General features: G+C 57.1%; 11 protein-coding genes and 3 pseudogenes. 6 read left to right on the top strand and 8 right to left on the bottom strand.

Translation table 11 applies throughout. From position 1 onward, the window contains the following. Window positions 1–1,410 precede the first annotated feature (1,410 nt). From NCT03_RS10965 to NCT03_RS10980, 4 genes are all read right to left on the bottom strand, one after another. A complete protein-coding gene (locus NCT03_RS10965) occupies window positions 1,411–2,445 on the bottom strand; it encodes a hypothetical protein (protein ID WP_250492640.1) in 1,035 nt (344 codons plus the stop codon). Window positions 2,446–3,237: 792 nt separating this feature from the next. Further along, window positions 3,238–3,894 (bottom strand): hypothetical protein, encoded by a 657-nt coding sequence (locus NCT03_RS10970; protein WP_250465429.1) that lies wholly within the window; start codon window positions 3,892–3,894, stop codon window positions 3,238–3,240. A gap of 1,405 nt (window positions 3,895–5,299) precedes the next feature. Next, window positions 5,300–6,580, bottom strand: a complete 1,281-nt coding sequence (locus NCT03_RS10975; protein WP_250492641.1) for an integrase domain-containing protein — start codon at window positions 6,578–6,580, stop codon at window positions 5,300–5,302. A 92-nt stretch (window positions 6,581–6,672) separates the two neighbouring features. After that, on the bottom strand, window positions 6,673–6,888 hold the full coding sequence (locus NCT03_RS10980) for a hypothetical protein (protein ID WP_250492642.1): 216 nt from the start codon (window positions 6,886–6,888) through the stop codon (window positions 6,673–6,675). 729 nt (window positions 6,889–7,617) lie between these two features. On the opposite strand from NCT03_RS10980, the gene tnpA reads away from it, so the two are divergent. From tnpA to NCT03_RS11000, 3 genes and pseudogenes are all read left to right on the top strand, one after another. Beyond that, the gene (tnpA, locus tag NCT03_RS34375; protein WP_502800365.1) at window positions 7,618–8,091 is read left to right on the top strand and encodes an IS66-like element accessory protein TnpA; all 474 of its coding nucleotides are present in this window, start codon (window positions 7,618–7,620) and stop codon (window positions 8,089–8,091) included. Next, window positions 8,072–8,449, top strand: a complete 378-nt coding sequence (gene tnpB / locus NCT03_RS10995; RefSeq protein ID WP_250492643.1) for an IS66 family insertion sequence element accessory protein TnpB — start codon at window positions 8,072–8,074, stop codon at window positions 8,447–8,449. Before tnpA ends, tnpB begins: the two co-directional genes overlap by 20 nt. 7 nt (window positions 8,450–8,456) lie before the next feature. After that, window positions 8,457–8,729: pseudogene (locus tag NCT03_RS11000) on the top strand (IS66 family transposase); the annotation flags it as partial. A 16-nt stretch (window positions 8,730–8,745) separates the two neighbouring features. Here the strand turns inward: NCT03_RS11000 and NCT03_RS11005 are convergent. Beyond that, window positions 8,746–9,012 (bottom strand): annotated as a pseudogene (locus NCT03_RS11005) (integrase core domain-containing protein); the annotation flags it as partial. Continuing rightward, window positions 9,005–9,222 (bottom strand): annotated as a pseudogene (locus NCT03_RS11010) (IS256 family transposase); the annotation flags it as partial. The pseudogenes NCT03_RS11010 and NCT03_RS11005, both read right to left, overlap by 8 nt. Window positions 9,223–9,777: 555 nt before the next feature. Between NCT03_RS11010 and NCT03_RS11015 the strand changes: the two are divergent. From NCT03_RS11015 to NCT03_RS11025, 3 genes are all read left to right on the top strand, one after another. Next, window positions 9,778–10,776, top strand: coding sequence for a glycosyltransferase domain-containing protein (locus NCT03_RS11015; RefSeq protein ID WP_250492645.1), 999 nt, complete (start codon window positions 9,778–9,780; stop codon window positions 10,774–10,776). Between the two features lie 169 nt (window positions 10,777–10,945). Then, window positions 10,946–12,031 carry a methyltransferase domain-containing protein gene (locus tag NCT03_RS11020; protein WP_250492646.1) on the top strand — a complete coding sequence of 362 codons (1,086 nt, stop codon included), beginning with the start codon at window positions 10,946–10,948 and terminating at the stop codon, window positions 12,029–12,031. 96 nt (window positions 12,032–12,127) lie between these two features. Beyond that, a complete protein-coding gene (locus tag NCT03_RS11025; RefSeq protein ID WP_250492647.1) occupies window positions 12,128–13,252 on the top strand; it encodes a hypothetical protein in 1,125 nt (374 codons plus the stop codon). A 46-nt stretch (window positions 13,253–13,298) separates the two neighbouring features. Here NCT03_RS11025 and NCT03_RS11030 read toward each other — a convergent pair whose 3' ends face one another. After that, a complete protein-coding gene (locus tag NCT03_RS11030) occupies window positions 13,299–14,480 on the bottom strand; it encodes a glycosyltransferase (RefSeq protein ID WP_250492648.1) in 1,182 nt (393 codons plus the stop codon). Continuing rightward, window positions 14,473–17,355: a rhamnosyltransferase WsaF family glycosyltransferase gene (locus NCT03_RS11035; RefSeq protein ID WP_250492649.1), complete on the bottom strand. Its 2,883-nt coding sequence runs from the start codon at window positions 17,353–17,355 to the stop codon at window positions 14,473–14,475. Before NCT03_RS11035 ends, NCT03_RS11030 begins: the two co-directional genes overlap by 8 nt. Window positions 17,356–17,478 lie beyond the last annotated feature (123 nt).

The raw sequence follows: 17,478 nt of genomic DNA on the forward strand, positions 1-17,478 counted from the left end.
TTGTGCTTTCTCACTTAGTCCCTCGGCTTTCGTTCATGGGATGGACTTCCAAGAAGAGTCATCGCATGCCACTGCGATCTCATTTGCAAGTCACGCCGCCTACCGCGCCGCCACGTCTGTCGGCATAGCTCGACCGAGCGTCATTGAGTGAGGCGAGCGGTACTAGGCGAATAAGAAGGTGGGTAGGTTGTGTTACGGAACCACCGCCGGGCGAATCTACGCGCACTGACACTCGCGCGGCTCGCTCTGCAGCAGCAACCTTCGCAATGCCGCGACGCGTTGCTGCTGAGTTGGAATGAGGCAAGTTTTTCGCTCGATTCGCTCGAGCCGTGCGAGCCAATAAGACTGAGGCAAATACTCAGGTAAAAACGGGCCGTGAGTGCCAGTGACGTGACGAATCATCGCTTCAAGATGTCGGATTTCGGTGTCCGCGCACCGCGCGGGTAGACGCACCGTCGGGGACGGTACGCTGAGGGCGGGCGGACTTATTAATCCTGCTAGGCGTTGCCGGAGGGAATGCCCGGGCGCGACGCGCACTGGCGTGTGAGTGCGTTTGCGTTCGGACGGCTGTTCCGTCGAACCGCGACTATCAATGAGTCTTGCTCGTTGGGGGGAATACGCGTGGCGCAAACGTTTCTGTATTGGCATGTCTGCAATGGATTTGGTTGGGACAAATCCAGCATGCCTACTCCCGTGAAAAGTCAAGGCAACGCCTCGGCTTGGCGACAGACGTTTTCAGGAAGTCGAAATGGCGCCTGCCAAGCGCGGTAGCACACAGCAGAAAGCCCTCGCCTTATGAATTGATCGTCGAAACGACGCGATGCCGTGCCATGCCAAGGCTGCCTTCCCTAAGAGCGTACAAGGAACGTGGGCCGCGCTTAGCAGTTCGGCGGCGTGCCCGACGTTGCTTCGAAAAAACTGCTCAACGCACTTCTTGCTTGACGCACGTTCCGAAAAATAGATACGCGATGACTTGCTCAGAAGGCCAAAATCCTTCCATTGTCCCAATGGTGTGATAGTCTGGGATCGACAAGCGCCGCGCGCCATCACTACACCGTTAGCATAACTACATTCTAGACTGCGCACGGACCGTTCGGCACCGTGGTAGACGCCCGAGAGGTTGATGACGTAGAGCGCAATATCAGAGGGTGGTTGCGAGTTACATGAATCCACGCGCCTTCTCCTGCGGATATCGAGCTACGACGGCAGCCATTGAGCGGGGGATGCGACAAATTGTCGGGCAACACACCGATCTCGCGAACGATTCGAACGCAAGCGAAGATGGACGCGGGTTCGTCAGCCGCCAAAGCGACGGCGAGGACGGGTGTAGCCGCTTCTTGTGCCTTTGCGACAGCGACCGCGCGCGAAGCCGCTAGGCCAGCCGAGGTGAGTTCGTTGCACCGAAAGACCCTACCCTCGAAGCACGCCGGATGGATCAGGATGGACCTGGGCGGAAGGGCGGAATGTACTTGGCAGCCGGTCTACAAAAGGCAAAGCCGCGCGCTGAGTGCTACGTATTCCGCGCATGAACGCAACAAACTCCACATCTGTGACACGCTTCTTCAAGACCTTGCAGATCGCCTTCTCGATCTCGCGGCGGTATCTGAGAATCAATTTCGGATCTTTACATTCGATAACAAGCCGGTTCGCACCTCGTCCCTTCTTGATTTGGATACGCCTGAAGGAGCTCGCCGGCCGAATATTCTCGTCGTTTATTTCGGACAAGATGTTGTCGGAAGTGCGCCCGCCTACGTCGTACATAGAGTCCTTAAATCGCGCCCGCGAAAGTAGTTCGTCAAGGCCGATCTCGCGCTTGAGCGCAAGCAGTTTTCGGCCGACCGAAAAGGTCAACGCTTCCTCATGGAATAGATGGCGGATCGCATCGGGCAGCGCCCGGATGGCAACGGCGTCGCTGATGTTGCGTCGCGGTGTATGCAGTGTCTTCGCGCATGCACTGAAAGAATTCCATTCTCCTTGTGTCACCCCTAAGTGATAGCGGTCAGAGATGTTTTTCGGGAGATCTAAGGTGCGGGACACGATCTTCTCTGGATTTTGTCCAGACCATCGCAGCATTTTTTTCGACTCCAGTGCTTGCCCTTTGACGATACTCAACACCGTCTTTTTAGAGTGTTTTGCGCCGGAAGCCCCACTTTGCTCGATACGGCGTAGGACCGTGCTAAGGCCATCGCGACGGATCGCGTAGCTAATAACGCGGACTGTATGGCTGCTGATGTCGATGTTATCTTCGAACAGGTCAATAATCCTTTCAGGGAGTTCGTGAAGCTGCATCGCCATTGACAGGTCGCCTTGACTGACGCCGAGCGCATTCAACGCGCCAAGTTGTGTGGTCCATTTTCCTTCAGTTAGTCCTTCGCGATAAAGCTGCGCGAGGCGCAAGCAACTTCGACGGCTGATCAATCGATACGGCCTTTTTGGACGGCTCATTATGGTCTCCTTTGGATCAAGCGACCGGATCATTGCATACTGGAAGCATCAATGCGCAACTAATTTTTCCAATTAAATTCGGAATTCCATAATCAAAGGCGAAAGGCGCTTAAAATCACGCGTCTTTCGCTTCGAACCGGTGAAAAGAGGTATAAACCCGCCCTTTCAACTGATGTCAGTCACTGCACTTCACTTCAAATAGCCCGACGCAGGTTGACGCGGACGCAAAGCGCTCGTATTAGTCTGTGGGTGCGAGCGATGGCTTTACGCATGCAGCTTGCACTCAGCTACGAGTCGCGTTAGATTTCGCCAACTGCAGTTCTCAAATGGCACGCTTGTATCGTAGCGGCGCCGTCACAGCCCCCTCCGCTTTCGTCGTTGCACACCCCCACTTCTCAAGTTGAACCGTAAGACCTGGGCTGAAAGAGTTCATCCGGAGAACGCCCCTTCGCTCGCGCTCGCGCGGGCTCCAACCCTGTGATTTCAAGCGGGTAAAGAGCGAATATTGCGAAATCGCCTCGGTGCACTCAGACGCTCAAATTTCGCATCGGCAGCTTACAAATTGCTTTTTCACACGCATGTGGCCGCATAAGATTCTTGGGCGGGATGCAAAAAAGTTCCAAATGCCCGCCGTGTTGTGACTGATGCCACCGTCCCGGCGGGGCCTCGCGAATCTGGGAGCTGATGCAATGGTTGGGCAGTCGACCGGTGGCGGGACTGCGCCGATCGAAGCAACCGACTTGGCCAACCATTGCGCGCACGGCTCTCATTAGGCGCCAAGCCGGTCCATGCCTACGCCTCAGCCACTTCCTTGTCCCAATCACGACACCCCTGCCGGATGCGTGCACTGATCTGGTTGACATCGAAGAAGGACCACTGCACCCCAACGAACGGCGCATACCTTTGGCGCAGGAACTGGTCGAGTTCGTGAAGTTTCATAATTGAAGGGGGAAGGTCGAAATCGATTTTGCATGCGTCCTCGGTAGTAATGGCGATGGCCTCGACAGGGCACTTAATATCGGCCAATAGCGCGGACAGGAAATGCACGACTGGCGCGGCTTGCCAAAGGGGACAGCGAATGGCGTGCTCCGTGGCGGACTCGGTGACGAGCAGCTCATTTGCTTTTGTCGTCAAGCTTAGCGTTCCGACCGACCGAATGTGCGTGATGACGAACACCCCGAAGCGAGTAACAGCCACGCAGTCCGCGCCTGCCGCCCCGCCGGAGAATCCGAGGCTGGTCTGAACCATCATGTGTTCGAGCAATGCATAGCGGTTGAGCAGCAACGGAGCGAAGACTGCGCGAAGCTTGCGTGAGAAGTCGGCGTATTCGCGCCGGCGTTGCCTAAGCGACGGTTCCTGTTGGTAACCCTCGGGGTACCCTAGGTACGCCTGCGTTGGAAAAAAGGCGGTAGGCTGCGTTTGCGCGTGCGAGCGGGATCGTCTTGACATTGCAAAGCTCCAGGTCTGCGGTGGTCACTAGGTTTCGATTTATCGTTTCGGGTGCTGCAGAACCAATCTTAGGTTCGACGTCGCACTTCAGGAGTTCGCAAAGGCCACGATTTCGTTAGCTCTTTCAATAAAAAGGAAGAAATATCGCTCGTCAGGCTTGCATGCCGCTCGAAACGGTCTCGAGGCGGGATGTACGTGCAGTGCGCACAGGTCTGCGTAGCGCAAACGTGACGTTCAACGCGTCGCAAATGACCGTCGAAGCGAGTGAATTGCTGGCGTGAACCGAATGTGCTCAACCCTTTCGATTAAGCCCAGGCTCTGTTTGTCACGTAGGCCGGCTCACGCGTGTATAGCCGTATGTCCTCGTTGCTTACGCTGCTGAACCTGCGGAAACGCGCTCATTGAATCGCCGCGGTGTGTTCCGGTCGTAGCACTTCCTGGAAACGCTATCGGAAGTTTCGAGTTTGAAACGGATGGCGTTTTTGGGGCGATCCGCGAGATTCAAGCAGGCTTCGCTCTTTCCACGAAGTCGCTGGCGCGGGCAGACTTTTCATGTAGTATCCCTTATCAATTCGACGGACGAGTGGTGGACGTCTTGACGGTGGAGTCGTCCTCGGGCACGTTCCCCGGTTAAAAAACTGGCGTCGGTTTGTCTGTTTGCGGATAAATGCGTTGTCTGGAACAAGCAGCCTTGACGGGGTCACGCTTTGCGCTGCGGAAATCGCGGTATCAAGGCATTGTCACTACGCGTGTCTAGGTCTAGTGCCGGGGAATTTTGTTGGCCAATATAGTGCAAGGTAGACCATACCTTCGCGGTGGTGCGTTTTGTTCTTAGCCGACGTCCTTAGCTTGGCGGGCGGCTAGCAACGTGAGCCGCAGTTGTTTGGCCGCGAGCAATCGCTCTCCGGAGAGCGTCCCGTTACGTTTCTTCGGCCGAGGCAACCGATTGAATGCAAGAGTAAATTTGCCTGTTACAAAAACGTGCCGAATATTCACCTCCCCATTATTCGGCAAGCTTTTCACATCGTGAAATGACTCTATTGGGTGGGGAATGGTCGCTTGCGAGTCAAAGGAATAGCTGTGCACGAGAACTTCGACCGGAGCAAACGACACGCTCTTAGAGACGCACCTACACGGCATGTTCCGAGTCGAGCATGGCCAGGCGATCCCATAAGCATCGAGTTCACCGAAATCCGCGGCAAGCGCGTTGGTGACACTTCGGCCGACTACCACCGACGACGAGTGACACGGGGTGTGACCAAGCGTACAACATCTTCGTTGCTTGCGCAGAGTCCTGTGCTGATGATTGTTCATCATGACCACCATCGACCGTCAACTGCACCTCGGGGCTGGAAGCCGTCGCGGATGATGACGACCGCGACGTCGTCGGATGGCGACGGCAAACCTACTCGGCGAGCAGTGAAAGCTGGTCCGGTGTGGCGTTGTTGATCGTCAGAGCCAACGGTGGATCTTGGAAGACCTCGTTGGGCGCGGATGTCGGCAGTGCTTCCGTTTCGGCGACGTATGTGGGCGTTACAGTTGGCATCGGGCCGCCTTTTGCAAGTATCCGATAGAGCGCCTGCCGTGAGATTTTCAGGCGCTTAGCCGCCTCCGATTTGACGCCGTTCGCCGCATCAAGAGCCGCGATCGCCTGCTCGAAGGTCACCACAGGTCGCGACAGGCGCTCCGCCGTCGCGAAGGTCGAGATGTAGGCCGTCGCCTTCGCTGCAAGGCTATGCCCCGCGGCTTCGACCAGCTGTTGCATGGCCCTTTGATGAAGTTCCGGATCGGGCCGATGATCGGGCAGTTTGATCGGCGCCGGTACCCCGGTTATATCCTCGTACATCTTCTGGAGGTAAGCGTGGCGCAGTCCGTGCACCGTGACGCCCAAGCCGCTACGCGTGATGCCCTCTTTCTGGAGGACGTGATAGAAATGGCGGTACCACCGCTTGAGCGACCATGGCTCCGGAATCATTGAGCCGGTGCGCGGATTTGCGAGCCTCGCTGCACGGATAAGGACTTCGTATTGCCATTCAGCATCGATCGGCACGAGCCGGGGCCTGCCGCCCTTCGTGCCATCGATGACGTGAAGGTGGCCCGAAACGCGCAGGCATTGCAGTGGCCGCAGGAGCATGCTTTCTTGGGCGCGCAAGCCGAACGTCGCTTGCAATTCGACTTGAATCGCGACCCACCGATCATGCTCGCAGAGACGGGAGATGACTTCGTTGACGTCAACGTTAGCCGCTTCCCAGGATTTATCTTCCTGCGCGACGTAATAGCGGCGATAACCGTCGGGACGCTTGATGTAGTCATCGACGGTGCCCACGAGCTGGTGCTTTTTCATCCAGGCGGCAAGCGTGCGCCAATAGGTCAGTTTGTTCTCGACCGTGCCGGGTGCCTGGTCTTTTTCGGCGACCCAAAGCTTGACGAGAAAGGCGATGTGCTTTTCTGAAAGGTTCCAAGGCGACTGCAGTGCGAAGCCGCCCTTTCGCAGTTCGCGGAAGCCGGCAATCAGATGCCGCACGCGATAGCTCTGCGTCTTGATGGAAATTGCGTTCGACGTCACGCGCGTCGTGCTATGGGGTTTCGAAAGGTGCCGATTGAAGAGTTCGGCGAGCTCCTTGGTGAGCCGCTGAGGCAGCCCCGCATTGTCTAACAGGGGTGAAAAATTGAATTGGATCTTCATGGCCGTCGCATCAAAGGCGACGTTCTCACCTATCAGAAGAACGTCCCGGGTTGTTGGAATACTGCACGCTTTGCTTTCCGGGATCTTAGAGATCAGATTTTCGATTCACCCGGCGCAGGGAAGCACTGCCGCCTGATGATCCATGCGCCGGGACGAACCGATGCATGGCTACTTGACCGCAGGCGTAAGCCCGTCGAGCCAAGCAATTCCTTTTGCGCTTTTTGTATCGGCAGCGCGAGCCGACAGAATGGGATATAGAAATCCGCACACACGGTGCAAATGATTTCCCGTCTTGCGAGCTTGCTCATCACGGTCGCCTCGATTTGGAACTGCGCGAGTCAAGCTTGGCGAAAGTCGCCTTCGACGAAAGGCATAGTTGACGTTCGCACTGTCCGTGCGAAGTTGCTCTCAGACAATGCAAAACTGCGTTTCGCTTTACAAGCCAGTGCCAATGCGGTTTTTGGAGAACTCAGTCTCCCCCACGGCGCACATGGCAGGATCGCAGGGTCCTGCGGGTGAAGAACGTAGCGTCCGTTGGGCGCGCGGGAACACGGAGATGGAGCGCATTGCACTCAGGTCGATGCGTTGGAACGCGGATAGGTGAATAGGATAGTGCGCTTCAGCTTGGCCCTATGTGGGCGGAAAGCTCGCGATTTTGATAGGTCTTTCGATTTGGCTTGCCCCGAAGGAATCTTTTTCAGAAAGATGGTGTGAACGCCGCGCTCTTTCATGACAATTGAAAGCTGTAGCAGGAGCGCCATCGGAATTTGCATCCCTCTGGAACCGGAAGGCATCAATGTGCAAGAGTGGAAGTGTTCGCGACCGCTTAAGGGCGGAACGACCTATCTGCGTCAATGTGATCGAGCACTGATTATCCTATAGTCCGCAGTGATTCGTGCTAGTTGTTATTCGCGCTTGCCCTGGAGCTGCAGTCGGGCATGCCGGCTCAATAGTAAGCGCGCAGAAATGGACGTCTGGAACTTTTTGATCTGAGCGTGCAGGCTATGTCCACTGTTTCGAATCAGTGGACACCTTTCATGACAACAGAGCACTCAGAAACGACTCGGCTGAAGTTCGTCAACGTCGGTCGGGACGGCAAGCGCAGATATGACCGGCAAACCAAACAGAAGTTGGTGGAAGCGTGTCTTGAGTCGGGTGCTTCAGTCGCCGGACTCGCACTCAAGCATGGAGTCAACGCCAACTTGCTGCGCAAGTGGATTAAGGTGCATCATCAGCGACTGGCTGGCACGTCCCTAAAGCCGGCGCCAACTGGCACAGCTTTCGTTCCGGTAGTCGAAGTCGATAGTCACGAAGCGGTGGTCGCGCCCGCATCCGCGAAGGCACCCTGCCACACCCCCGCAGCAAGGACGTCGTCGCCCCCTTCGGCGCGGTTGATGGTGCAGATGCCCAACGGCGTCACACTCCGGTTTGAATGCAGCGGCAATGACGCGCCGTTGCTATCGGCCATGATCGAGACGCTAGCACGGTGCGATGTTCCGCCTGGACGATGAACTGAAAGTCTATGTGCATCGTGACGCCGTTGACTTCCGCAAGAGCATCAACGGTCTCGCAGCCATCGTCGAGCAGTCAATGAAGCTCGATCCATTCGCGCGTGCGGTTTATGTGTTCAGCAATCAGCGGCGCGACCGCATCAAGATGCTGCTGTGGGACCGTAACGGCTTCTGGCTTCTTGTGGAACGCCTCGTTCAGGACCGCTTCGTATGGCCGCGCATGGAAGCGGTGCTCATGCTGCGAACAGAGCAACTTCACTGGCGACTGGAGGGCATCGACATCGAAGCGATGCGCGCGCATCCGGAGGCGTTATTATCAGCGGGTGACCTGAAACGAGAACCGGCATCGCTGGTCTAATTTAGCGATGCCGCCATCATCCTCTTCCTCTACCGACGAACTGCAGGCGCTGCGCGCAGATCTCGCGCCCATGAAGGGCGAGTTCCGTGTGGTGACAGTCGAACGCGATTTGCTGCGCGTGAGACTTAAGGCCTATCAGCGGCAGTTGTTTGCTTCCAGAAGCGAAGTGCGCGGTGCTGAGCAACGCAACCTCTTCCTGAACGAAGCAGAAGCACTCGCAACGGGAAGCGAGCCCGCGCGAGGGACCGAAACAGAGCAGAGCGTCGAAGTCGGCGCGCATTGAACTGCCCCCGGTTTTAGTACGAAGTGGAGTTAGAGTCCGAGGTTAATAATTCCTTCGCCTCGTGCGCCTGCGCGAGTTGCATCGGTGCCAGATAACCGAGCGAGCTGTGGGGCCGCTCGGTGTTGTACGCGATACGCCATTTCTCGATTAAATGCCTGGCATGGTGGATGGAAACGAACCAGTGCTCGTTCAGGCATTCGTCGCGGAATCGCCCGTTAAAACTCTCGATGTAGGCGTTTTCCACAGGCCTGCCGGGCCGGATGAACGACAGCGTGACACCCAGGCAAGCCTTGCTCTGCTTCGCTTTTAGTTAGTGCGCAATTCGGCTGCGAGCATGCGCTCGGCCAGTTGTTTCTCGAGTTGGTCTGCCAGCCCCGATTCGCCTAGGACCGATCGGCATCCTTGTTCTGTGCCTGCGCGAGCAGTTCATCAGCGAAAATCTTCGGTGCCTTTGAGCTCTTGCTTTGTTCGTCACGGTTGCTTCGGTCACAAAACGTCATTTCCGTTATCGTCCCAGGACCTTTGGCACACATTAAATCTCACGGCCTCACCTACACCCGATGAATTGTTGCCGCGCAAATGAACGTTACTATGAACGGCCCTTGTTTCTCAGTTCGCCGTCTTAAAAATTTTTTATATCGCTCTATCTAGATTCGCTCGAACGTCGGAACGACAGCCATGACTCACCCAAATTGCGTTGCAGCAAGGTGCCGAAGAAGACTTTCGGCACGGAATAGCGTCACAGTCATACCTGACCCGTTACAGTCATCGGTAATATCTTGCGCATCGCAGCAAACGCGGATAACAACCTGGTCGCAACCCGGGTACACTTGCGACTGGTTCATTATCACGAACATCTGCAAGTATTTGTTCACCTGTTCAAGAATCATCCGTCGGCCGAATCTGAAGCCCTCCTCACTGCAATTTGCGGGTGCTGTTTCCGACCGCTGTAATCATAGGCAGCGGACTCTAGCGCGGAAGACGGCAAGTGTCACTCTCCTTTAGTTCCCGGCTCATCGTCGGGCGACGAGACCATCAAAGCGCCATGAATCTAAAGAAAGCCTGCGTCTATACATGCCTCATTGGTGAATATGAAACGCTCAATGAAGTACAAGCAAGTGGAGAAAGCGGCCTTCCGCACATCTGTTTCACAGACAGCCCATCTCTCCAAAGCGACACCTGGGAGATTCGAGTCGTCTGCCCGGCATTCCCGATGGACTCGGTGCGCAGCCAGCGGCGGATAAAAATCCTTGCCCAGGAGTATCTCTCCGAGTTCGACGTGTCGCTTTATGTGGACAACACGGTGCAACTAAAAGTCCCGGCAGAACAGATCATTGCTCGTTATCTAGGCGACGCAGACATCGCTCTTCCTTGGCACACACTCCGTGGCACGCTGCTCGATGAATTTATTGCGGTCGCGCGTGAAGGGCTCGACGAGCCGGCGCGCGTGTTCGAGCAGCTTTCGCATTACCAGTTGCTCAACTTCGACCTGCTCTTGCAGCGCCCTTACTGGACTGGCGTGATGATCCGGCGGCACGACCGCCACCGCGCACTTGGCGCCATGACCGACTGGTACAATCAAGTGATGCGCTACTCCCGCCGCGATCAGTTGTCCGTCAATCTAGCATTGTCGGCGCCCGGTTTGGCGATCAGTACATTCGATACGGACATTCTTTCTTCGTGGTTTCACGAATGGCCAGTGGTCGCGGGCAGGAACCAGCGCAAACGCCAATACGACATAGCAATGTCCGGCGCGCCACTACTCGCGCAGTATCGTGCGCAAGCGCTCGACGTCCAGGACGATGCAATCGGCGACCGCGAAAGGACCATAGCCGAGCTTTCTGCGCAGGTGGCCGAGCTATCACAGGATATCGCGAAAAAGGAGCAGTTTATCCTTGAACTGAGCCGAAAGGTGCCTTTCAATGAGGCAGCCTATCTGGCTCGTTATCCAGATGTCGCGGAGGCCGTTGTTAGAGGGCACATTCCGTCAGGGCTTGCTCACTATGAAGCGCACGGCAGAAAAGAAGGCCGCTTGCCGATTTGAGCTTGGATCCGCCGGGGCCACATTAGCTCAAAGCGCGCGGCCCAAGCGCAGACCCGCGGATACATGGACGGCGTCTTCGGCGACGTATGCATTGATCCTTGGCTATACTTTGCTCTCTTCCTGAGTTCGCTTGGCTGATTCTCTCGCTTTATCGACCAATAGGAATACGATGGATCGATCGATCATACTAGCAGGCCTAAACCCTTCGCAACTGACCGGCGTCGAGATTGGACCGTTGCATCGACCTTTCGTCCGGCGAGTGGACGGAGAAATTATTTACGTAGACTATACGGATCGGCCCACTCTGGTTGAGAAGTACCGAAACGATCCCAACGTTAACGTGGCCGAGATCGTAGATGTCGATGCCATCTGGGGACGAAACACGCTCGCAGACGCCGTCAAACACCGAAAGGTCGACTATATCGTTGCTTCGCACGTGATCGAGCATGTGCCCGACCTCGTCACCTGGCTCGGGGAATTACGCAGCATCCTGAAAGACTCCGGAACTGTGCGCTTGGCCGTTCCCGACCGTCGCTTCACATTCGATTTTCTGCGGCAGGAGACGCGGCTGAGCGATGTGCTCACTGCTTTTCTGTGTAGGGCGCGTCTTCCACAGACGCACGAGATTCTTGATCATCATCTCAATGTTGCATCAGTGGATTGCGGGCGCGCGTGGGATGGTGCTCTGGACCTGGCCAACCTCAAACCGCACCGAAGCGTCTCGGAGGCGCTTCGCGTCGCCCGCGACGCTCTGGAGCAAGGAACCTATTACGACAGCCATTGCTGGGTCTTCACGCCCAGATCGTTCGCGACGCTGTTCCTGGCTCTGGCGGAATCGGGGCTGATCGACTTCGCATGCGAGCGTTTCGAAGACACGCAGAAGTACACGCTGGAGTTTTTCGTCGGCCTTCGTCCATCGAAGGACAAAGTGGAGATCATCGAGAGCTGGAAACGAGTTCAATCGATGGCGCGGGAGTTGCCCGTAGACGCTTTTGAGGTCACTGAGCGGGAACGGCGCGAGCGGGAGGACATCATTAGCGCCCAGGAAAAATCGCTGAATCAGCAGGCGCAAGCGTTACGCGAAGTAAGCGAAGAACTGCGGGTCACGCGCCATCAACTCGCCGAAGCGCGAGTAGCGATCACACACGGCGAGTCTGCACAGATTCGCGTCGCGGAAATGGAGCACTCGAACTCGTGGCGCGTAACCGCGCCATTGCGTTCCGTCGTCACCATGGCGCGGCGCTGGTCGAGATAGACGGCAGCGCGCCGCACACGCGAACGCCTGCGTGGGCGGCTAATGAGATCTTTTACTGGGTCAAGTTTGCGCCGACCCAAGGAAGAGGACGTACCAATGTACTGGAACGCGGTGGAAGGTGACGAAGGCCGTCTTGGTCTGCATGACCCGGCATTGAATGTAAGGACGATTTCGGATCTCAATACCGCCTTGCTACGTAATTTAGATGCCTTTCAGGAGTTCGATTGCATCGTCGGCGTCCCGCGCAGTGGCTTGCTGGTCGGAACGATGCTCGCACTACATTTGAATCTCCCCTTTTTTCATCTCCACGATTTCCTTAACGGACGCTTCGACCATACCTATACACGACGCAAAAGCAGCAAGCATAGGCTCTTCGAAGATGGTCGACACGCGAATTCCCGCGTCCTAATCGTCGACGACTCATCAGGTAACGGTGTCACCTTCGCGGATCTACGCAGGCGATTCGCCGATGAAGGTTTCGACACTGCCTTTAATATCAAGTACATGGCGGCTTTTTGCCTGCCGGCAGCGCTTCCGCGCGTCGATCTGCATCTTGAACTCGTTCCGTTTCCTCGCGTGTTCGAATGGAACATGATGCATCACGACAACTCGCGCTTTTATTGCGTCGATCTGGATGGCGTGTTGTGTGTGGATCCGACGCCCGAGCAAAACGACGACGGCCCAGCGTACGAAGCCTTCTGCCTCGGCGCGACGCCACGACTAATTCCCACAGTTCCGCTTGGCGCGATTGTCACGGCCCGCCTCGAAAAGTACAGGGCCCAGACGGAAACATGGTTGCAGCGACAGGGCATTCGGTACGAACGCCTGATCATGTGCAATCTCCCGACGGGCGCGGAACGCAGGCGGGTCAAAGCCCACGCGAAAATGAAAGCAGACGCCTACCGCACGCTTGGCGGCATGCTTTTCGTCGAAAGCGATCCTGCTCAGGCGAGGGAGATTCGGACCCTCACAGGCAAACCGGTGTTCTGTTTCGGTATCGGTTTGGCGGAGCCCATAGACCCGGAGATTTTGCCTTCAAATAATGAACGCATGGTGCACGGCCCCGAGAATGAGCGACTGCAAAAAGCGCTCGAAGCGGCCAACACGCGTTGCAAAGAACTCGAATACGTAATCAACGCGGTCCGACGACCGGGCTTCGCGCAAATCAAAGCGCAGATTCGATCGCTCATGAGCGCCGTTCTCGGCCGACGAAGCGGTTGATCGCGCCGGGCAGCGTCACCCGCGCCCGACTCGCGCCTGCGGTGCGTCAAGAGCCGAGTATGACACTCCTGATCCTCTTCGATTGCCGGTTCCATCCATAAGCGGAACTGCATTGCTCGAAGGCAGTGTGGGCGATTTCTGCATAGCGGTCACGGTCGTTAAGCACGCAAAGCGCAGCTTCGAGAACGTCGCGCCATTCGAAGGAACGCGCAAGATAACCACTTCGCGCATGATTAACGGCGTCCTTGAAGGTGAAGGTCGGCGTCGCGACGGTGAGCGTGCCGGTAATCGCCGCCTCGAAATACTTCAGTTCCGACTTGCAGTTCGTGAAGGTGTTGTCGATCAACGGAGCAATGTTGATATCGGTGCAGGCGATCAATCGCTGCAGATTCAGGAAATCTTGCAGCGGATATCGGTCGATCCTGTCGAGGTGGCGTTCGAGGTACGGTCCGGACTCAAGGAAGCCAACCACGGTCAGGCGCAAGTCCTGATGGCGCTCAAGAAGCTGTGCCAACGCCTGCGACGCCACCGCAAAGTCTCTTCTGTGCGTGGGTGTGCCGCTAAAATAGCCGATGCTATAAGGCCGCGACGTTTCGAATCCGGTCGCGCTCTTTCGCAAGAACAACTCTTCCGAAAGTTCCTGCTGACGGCGATTCAAGAAATTCGGCACGATCCCCACGCGCAAGTCCGGCGCGAAATCCGAAATACGGTCGGCGAGGAACCGATTGGTCGTCACCGCGAAATCGCACAGCTTTAGCAGCACGCCATGGCGCGCCATGAATCCGAAGAATTCGGTCAGCGCGCCGTCATTGTTCGTGTCCTGATCCAGCGTATCCAGCACCATATGCGCGTACTGAGGATCAAAGACGAGATCGTCGATATCGAATCCTACGGGAATGCCGCGCTGTCGGGCCGCATGGACCACGCGCGCGTGTGTGGGCGAATATTTGCCCCGGCAGAACACAAGCACGTCTGCTGCCGCGATAACGGAATGCATCTGCGAAAAATCGCCCAGGTGAAACCAGGACGCCGACACCCCGCCAGGTGCGTCGTCGTTTACGGCTTCGACCATGTTGAAAGCGCGATACCTGAACGTGCTGGTGTCCGGAAGATCGTAGAAGTACGCGATTCGTGTCTTTCGTGCGCACAGCATGGACATGCGTCGCTCGAACGGCATGTCCCATGGATCACGGTAGGCAATTGGATCGATCAGCGCCGACTCAAACATGATCACTCTTTTTTAGTCTGTCGCCGAGCGCGGCGAACACCGTGCTTAACGAATTTGACCAGTCGAACGGGATGGCGTTCGAGGCAGCATTCGACTGGCGCCGCGCCTTGTCGCCCGCCAGCGCGACCGCGCGCCTCACGCCCTCCTTCAGCGACTCCACACCGGGCTCGACACAAATGATGTTGTCCGAGTACTTGTGAAGCGAACGCTTACAGCCGTGCTGGTTCGTTACCACGATAGCGCCGGTCGCCGCCAAATCGAATGGCGGATAGCTAGGATGCGGCGTATCCATGAGCGACAGACCAATATCCATATCCGAGACGAGATCTAGGTAGTCCCTCCATGGCAAGTTACGGTGCAGAAAAGGACGAATCCCGTGGGGCAGCGCCGCATCGGGCATATCCTTGCCCACGAAATGAAACTCCCATTCGTCAGCACTCAAGGTTCCGTCGTTGAGGCAGTCGATAAGCACCTCGAGGCCGCGCCAATACAGATTTCGCAAATTATTGGGGCGCGCGTAGAAAAAGAAGCGTCGCTTCTCCTGTGGATCTTCCACCATAACCTTGGCAGAACGGCCAGCCAGGAACGGGAACGACGGTTCGAAACAGGTTCCGTTGGACCGAAGATTCGGTAAAGGCTCAGGCCCTTTTGTCAGATGATCGAACAGGATCTCCGAGTTGACCACGACAGAGATATCGGGATCGCTGATTGTCTCGATGCAGCGAAGTCTGTCGTCGCCATGAGGGTAGAACATCCGCTCATCCTCCTGCAACAGATAAACGATCTGCGAAGGTTTGCAGACCTGCCGGACCGCTCGCGTGGTCCACCACGATGTCGTCACATACAGTTCGTTTTCGCCGACCGGCACCCCGTATCCATCACTCGAGGGAGAGAAAATGAACTCGATGTTTCCGTCCCATTCGATGTTGTTTAACTTAAGAATCGTCCCGAACGCCGAAGGATCGGGCGCTTCCGTGCGTGTCACCAGGCGAAGCGATGTCGCGAATCGCTTTGCAAGCAGCGTGCTAAAGACGATTGCGGTTCCCACTCCGCCGAACAGGCTGCCCGCGCTGATGCTGTCGGTCACCATCGTGACGCGCTTTTGTGTGCCGCGTTCCGGATAGACGTTGAGCGGAAGCAGCGAGCTAAAGCGTTGTTCGATCAGGTCCTTCGCCAGCGGAATGGGCGTCGCGATCACCACTGCCATGGCCGGAACTGGTGCGGCCTGAAATGCGACCGGAGCGGCGCCTGCCGAAACGGGCTGCGTGCCCTGCCCTTGTCCGCGACCGTAGCGCTCGAAGTGGACAAGCGGATTGAGCCCCGTGCCGCTCAGACCATGACAATTCGCCGCGTACCACTTCGCGTCGAACAAAGGGCCCGGGTTTCGGAGGTCATGCACGCCCACAATCGCATAATGCACCGCCGGAGCAAGCCCCGAATGACGAGCGTCGTCATACTGCTGCACGTACCAGTTCGCGTCGAAGAAAGGCGATTGAGCAATGACCGCGGCATTCGCCATCGTGGCCCGCCGCGCCGCGAACTGACGGCCCAGCTTGCCGCTTGCGGTCCAGACCATCAGACGAGCGGAAGTGCGGAGCAATCTCCTTAGTCGGGCGTGTCTCGTGAAAAATACGCGCAGCGGCCTTCCCGCGCGCCAGAAGCTGCTTCCTTCAATCTGCATGCGCAGCGACCGCTCGGCATTGCGCTCATCGATGAGCGACGCGCGCGTGCCGTCGAGCAAGGCAACCTCGTCACGCAATAAGGCAATGGCATGGGCGTGCGCGCTTACCTGCGCATTTGACTGCGCGCTCGCTTGCGCGTCCTGCGCACTCGCTCGCGCATCCGCGTCCTGCCGCGTGAGCCAGAGCGTGCGCTCAGCTTCGCGCGTTCTGCGTTGGGCCTCAATCAGCTGCGCGGTGAGGCGTTCAACGGCGAGATCCAGATCGGGCCGATCGGCATTCGAATCGTGTGCGGACTGCGCGGCGGCGGCGCTCCGTTCACGCAGCGTTCGGATCGCGGCTTCATGCTCTGACCTGACTTGAGCCAGCTGCTGCTGATGTCGCTCACTCGTCGCTTGCAGATACTCAAGCGCTCCCTGATGCTGCTGCAGCAACTGCTGCTCCGCCTCCCAGCGTTCGCCAAGCAGTGAGAAGCGCTGTTTCACCGCAAAGGCATCTTCCGAGTTCAACTCAGCGAGGCGGCGCAGAGACTCAGGCTGGCTCTGCCCCACAAGTAATACGGCCAGTCCGTGACCATGCACGAACTCAAAGGACGGGTACTCGTCGCGCAGCTCCGCCCACAGCTTCCACACGCCGAAATCGTCATGACGCTCGTTCGTGTCGTGAAAAAGGACCACAGCTCGCTCGCTCAGACGCGGCTTCCAGGTCTCGAAGTCGTGGCGCACAGCTTCATATGTATGCAAGCCATCTATATGCAGCAGATCAATGCCGCCGTCTGCGAAGTGCGCGGACGCTTCGTCGAAGGTCATGCGCAGTAGCGTTGAAAACGTCGAGAAGCGCGCGCGATGATACTGGGAAAGCTCAGCGAAGATACGCTCGCCGTAGTTGCCCGCATGCGCGTCGCCGGCCCAGGTGTCGACCGCGTAGCACCGCGTAGTCAATCCGTGACGTTCCACCGATTGGCAAAACGCGGCATACGATACACCCGCATGAGTACCAAGCTCCACAAGCGTACTGGGTCGTGTCGCGCCAATCAACCAGTGCGCGAAGGGGATGTGCCCGCACCAGGCGCTGCGTGCATCGATCCGGTCTGCGCGCCAGAAAAGAGGCGCCAGTTTCGGGTCGATGATGGCATCGACGGCATCGCGGAAATCGGAACCACCGGCGACGGAGGCCGGCATAAGATTTGTGTGCATTGTTTTCCTGCGTGGAAACCAACTAATACTAGCGAGCCTTTGTGCACGCTCGCGCTCTCTTGTTACGGCAGCCGCTCGCGCAACTCGCTCGAAAGTCAAAGCATTCTGCGAAAAACCTCGCGA

Source organism: Caballeronia sp. GAWG1-1, assembly GCF_023631465.1.
Lineage (GTDB): Bacteria > Pseudomonadota > Gammaproteobacteria > Burkholderiales > Burkholderiaceae > Caballeronia.

Bases quoted from the DNA above. Each gene is read 5' to 3' on its own strand.
- NCT03_RS10965 (WP_250492640.1), bottom strand. From the start codon at position 2,445: ATGAGCCGTCCAAAAAGGCCGTATCGATTGATCAGCCGTCGAAGTTGC.
- NCT03_RS10970 (WP_250465429.1), bottom strand. From the start codon at position 3,894: ATGTCAAGACGATCCCGCTCGCACGCGCAAACGCAGCCTACCGCCTTT.
- NCT03_RS10975 (WP_250492641.1), bottom strand. From the start codon at position 6,580: ATGAAGATCCAATTCAATTTTTCACCCCTGTTAGACAATGCGGGGCTG.
- NCT03_RS10980 (WP_250492642.1), bottom strand. From the start codon at position 6,888: ATGAGCAAGCTCGCAAGACGGGAAATCATTTGCACCGTGTGTGCGGAT.
- tnpA (WP_502800365.1), top strand. From the start codon at position 7,618: ATGACAACAGAGCACTCAGAAACGACTCGGCTGAAGTTCGTCAACGTC.
- tnpB (WP_250492643.1), top strand. From the start codon at position 8,072: ATGTTCCGCCTGGACGATGAACTGAAAGTCTATGTGCATCGTGACGCC.
- NCT03_RS11015 (WP_250492645.1), top strand. From the start codon at position 9,778: ATGAATCTAAAGAAAGCCTGCGTCTATACATGCCTCATTGGTGAATAT.
- NCT03_RS11020 (WP_250492646.1), top strand. From the start codon at position 10,946: ATGGATCGATCGATCATACTAGCAGGCCTAAACCCTTCGCAACTGACC.
- NCT03_RS11025 (WP_250492647.1), top strand. From the start codon at position 12,128: ATGTACTGGAACGCGGTGGAAGGTGACGAAGGCCGTCTTGGTCTGCAT.
- NCT03_RS11030 (WP_250492648.1), bottom strand. From the start codon at position 14,480: ATGTTTGAGTCGGCGCTGATCGATCCAATTGCCTACCGTGATCCATGG.
- NCT03_RS11035 (WP_250492649.1), bottom strand. From the start codon at position 17,355: ATGCACACAAATCTTATGCCGGCCTCCGTCGCCGGTGGTTCCGATTTC.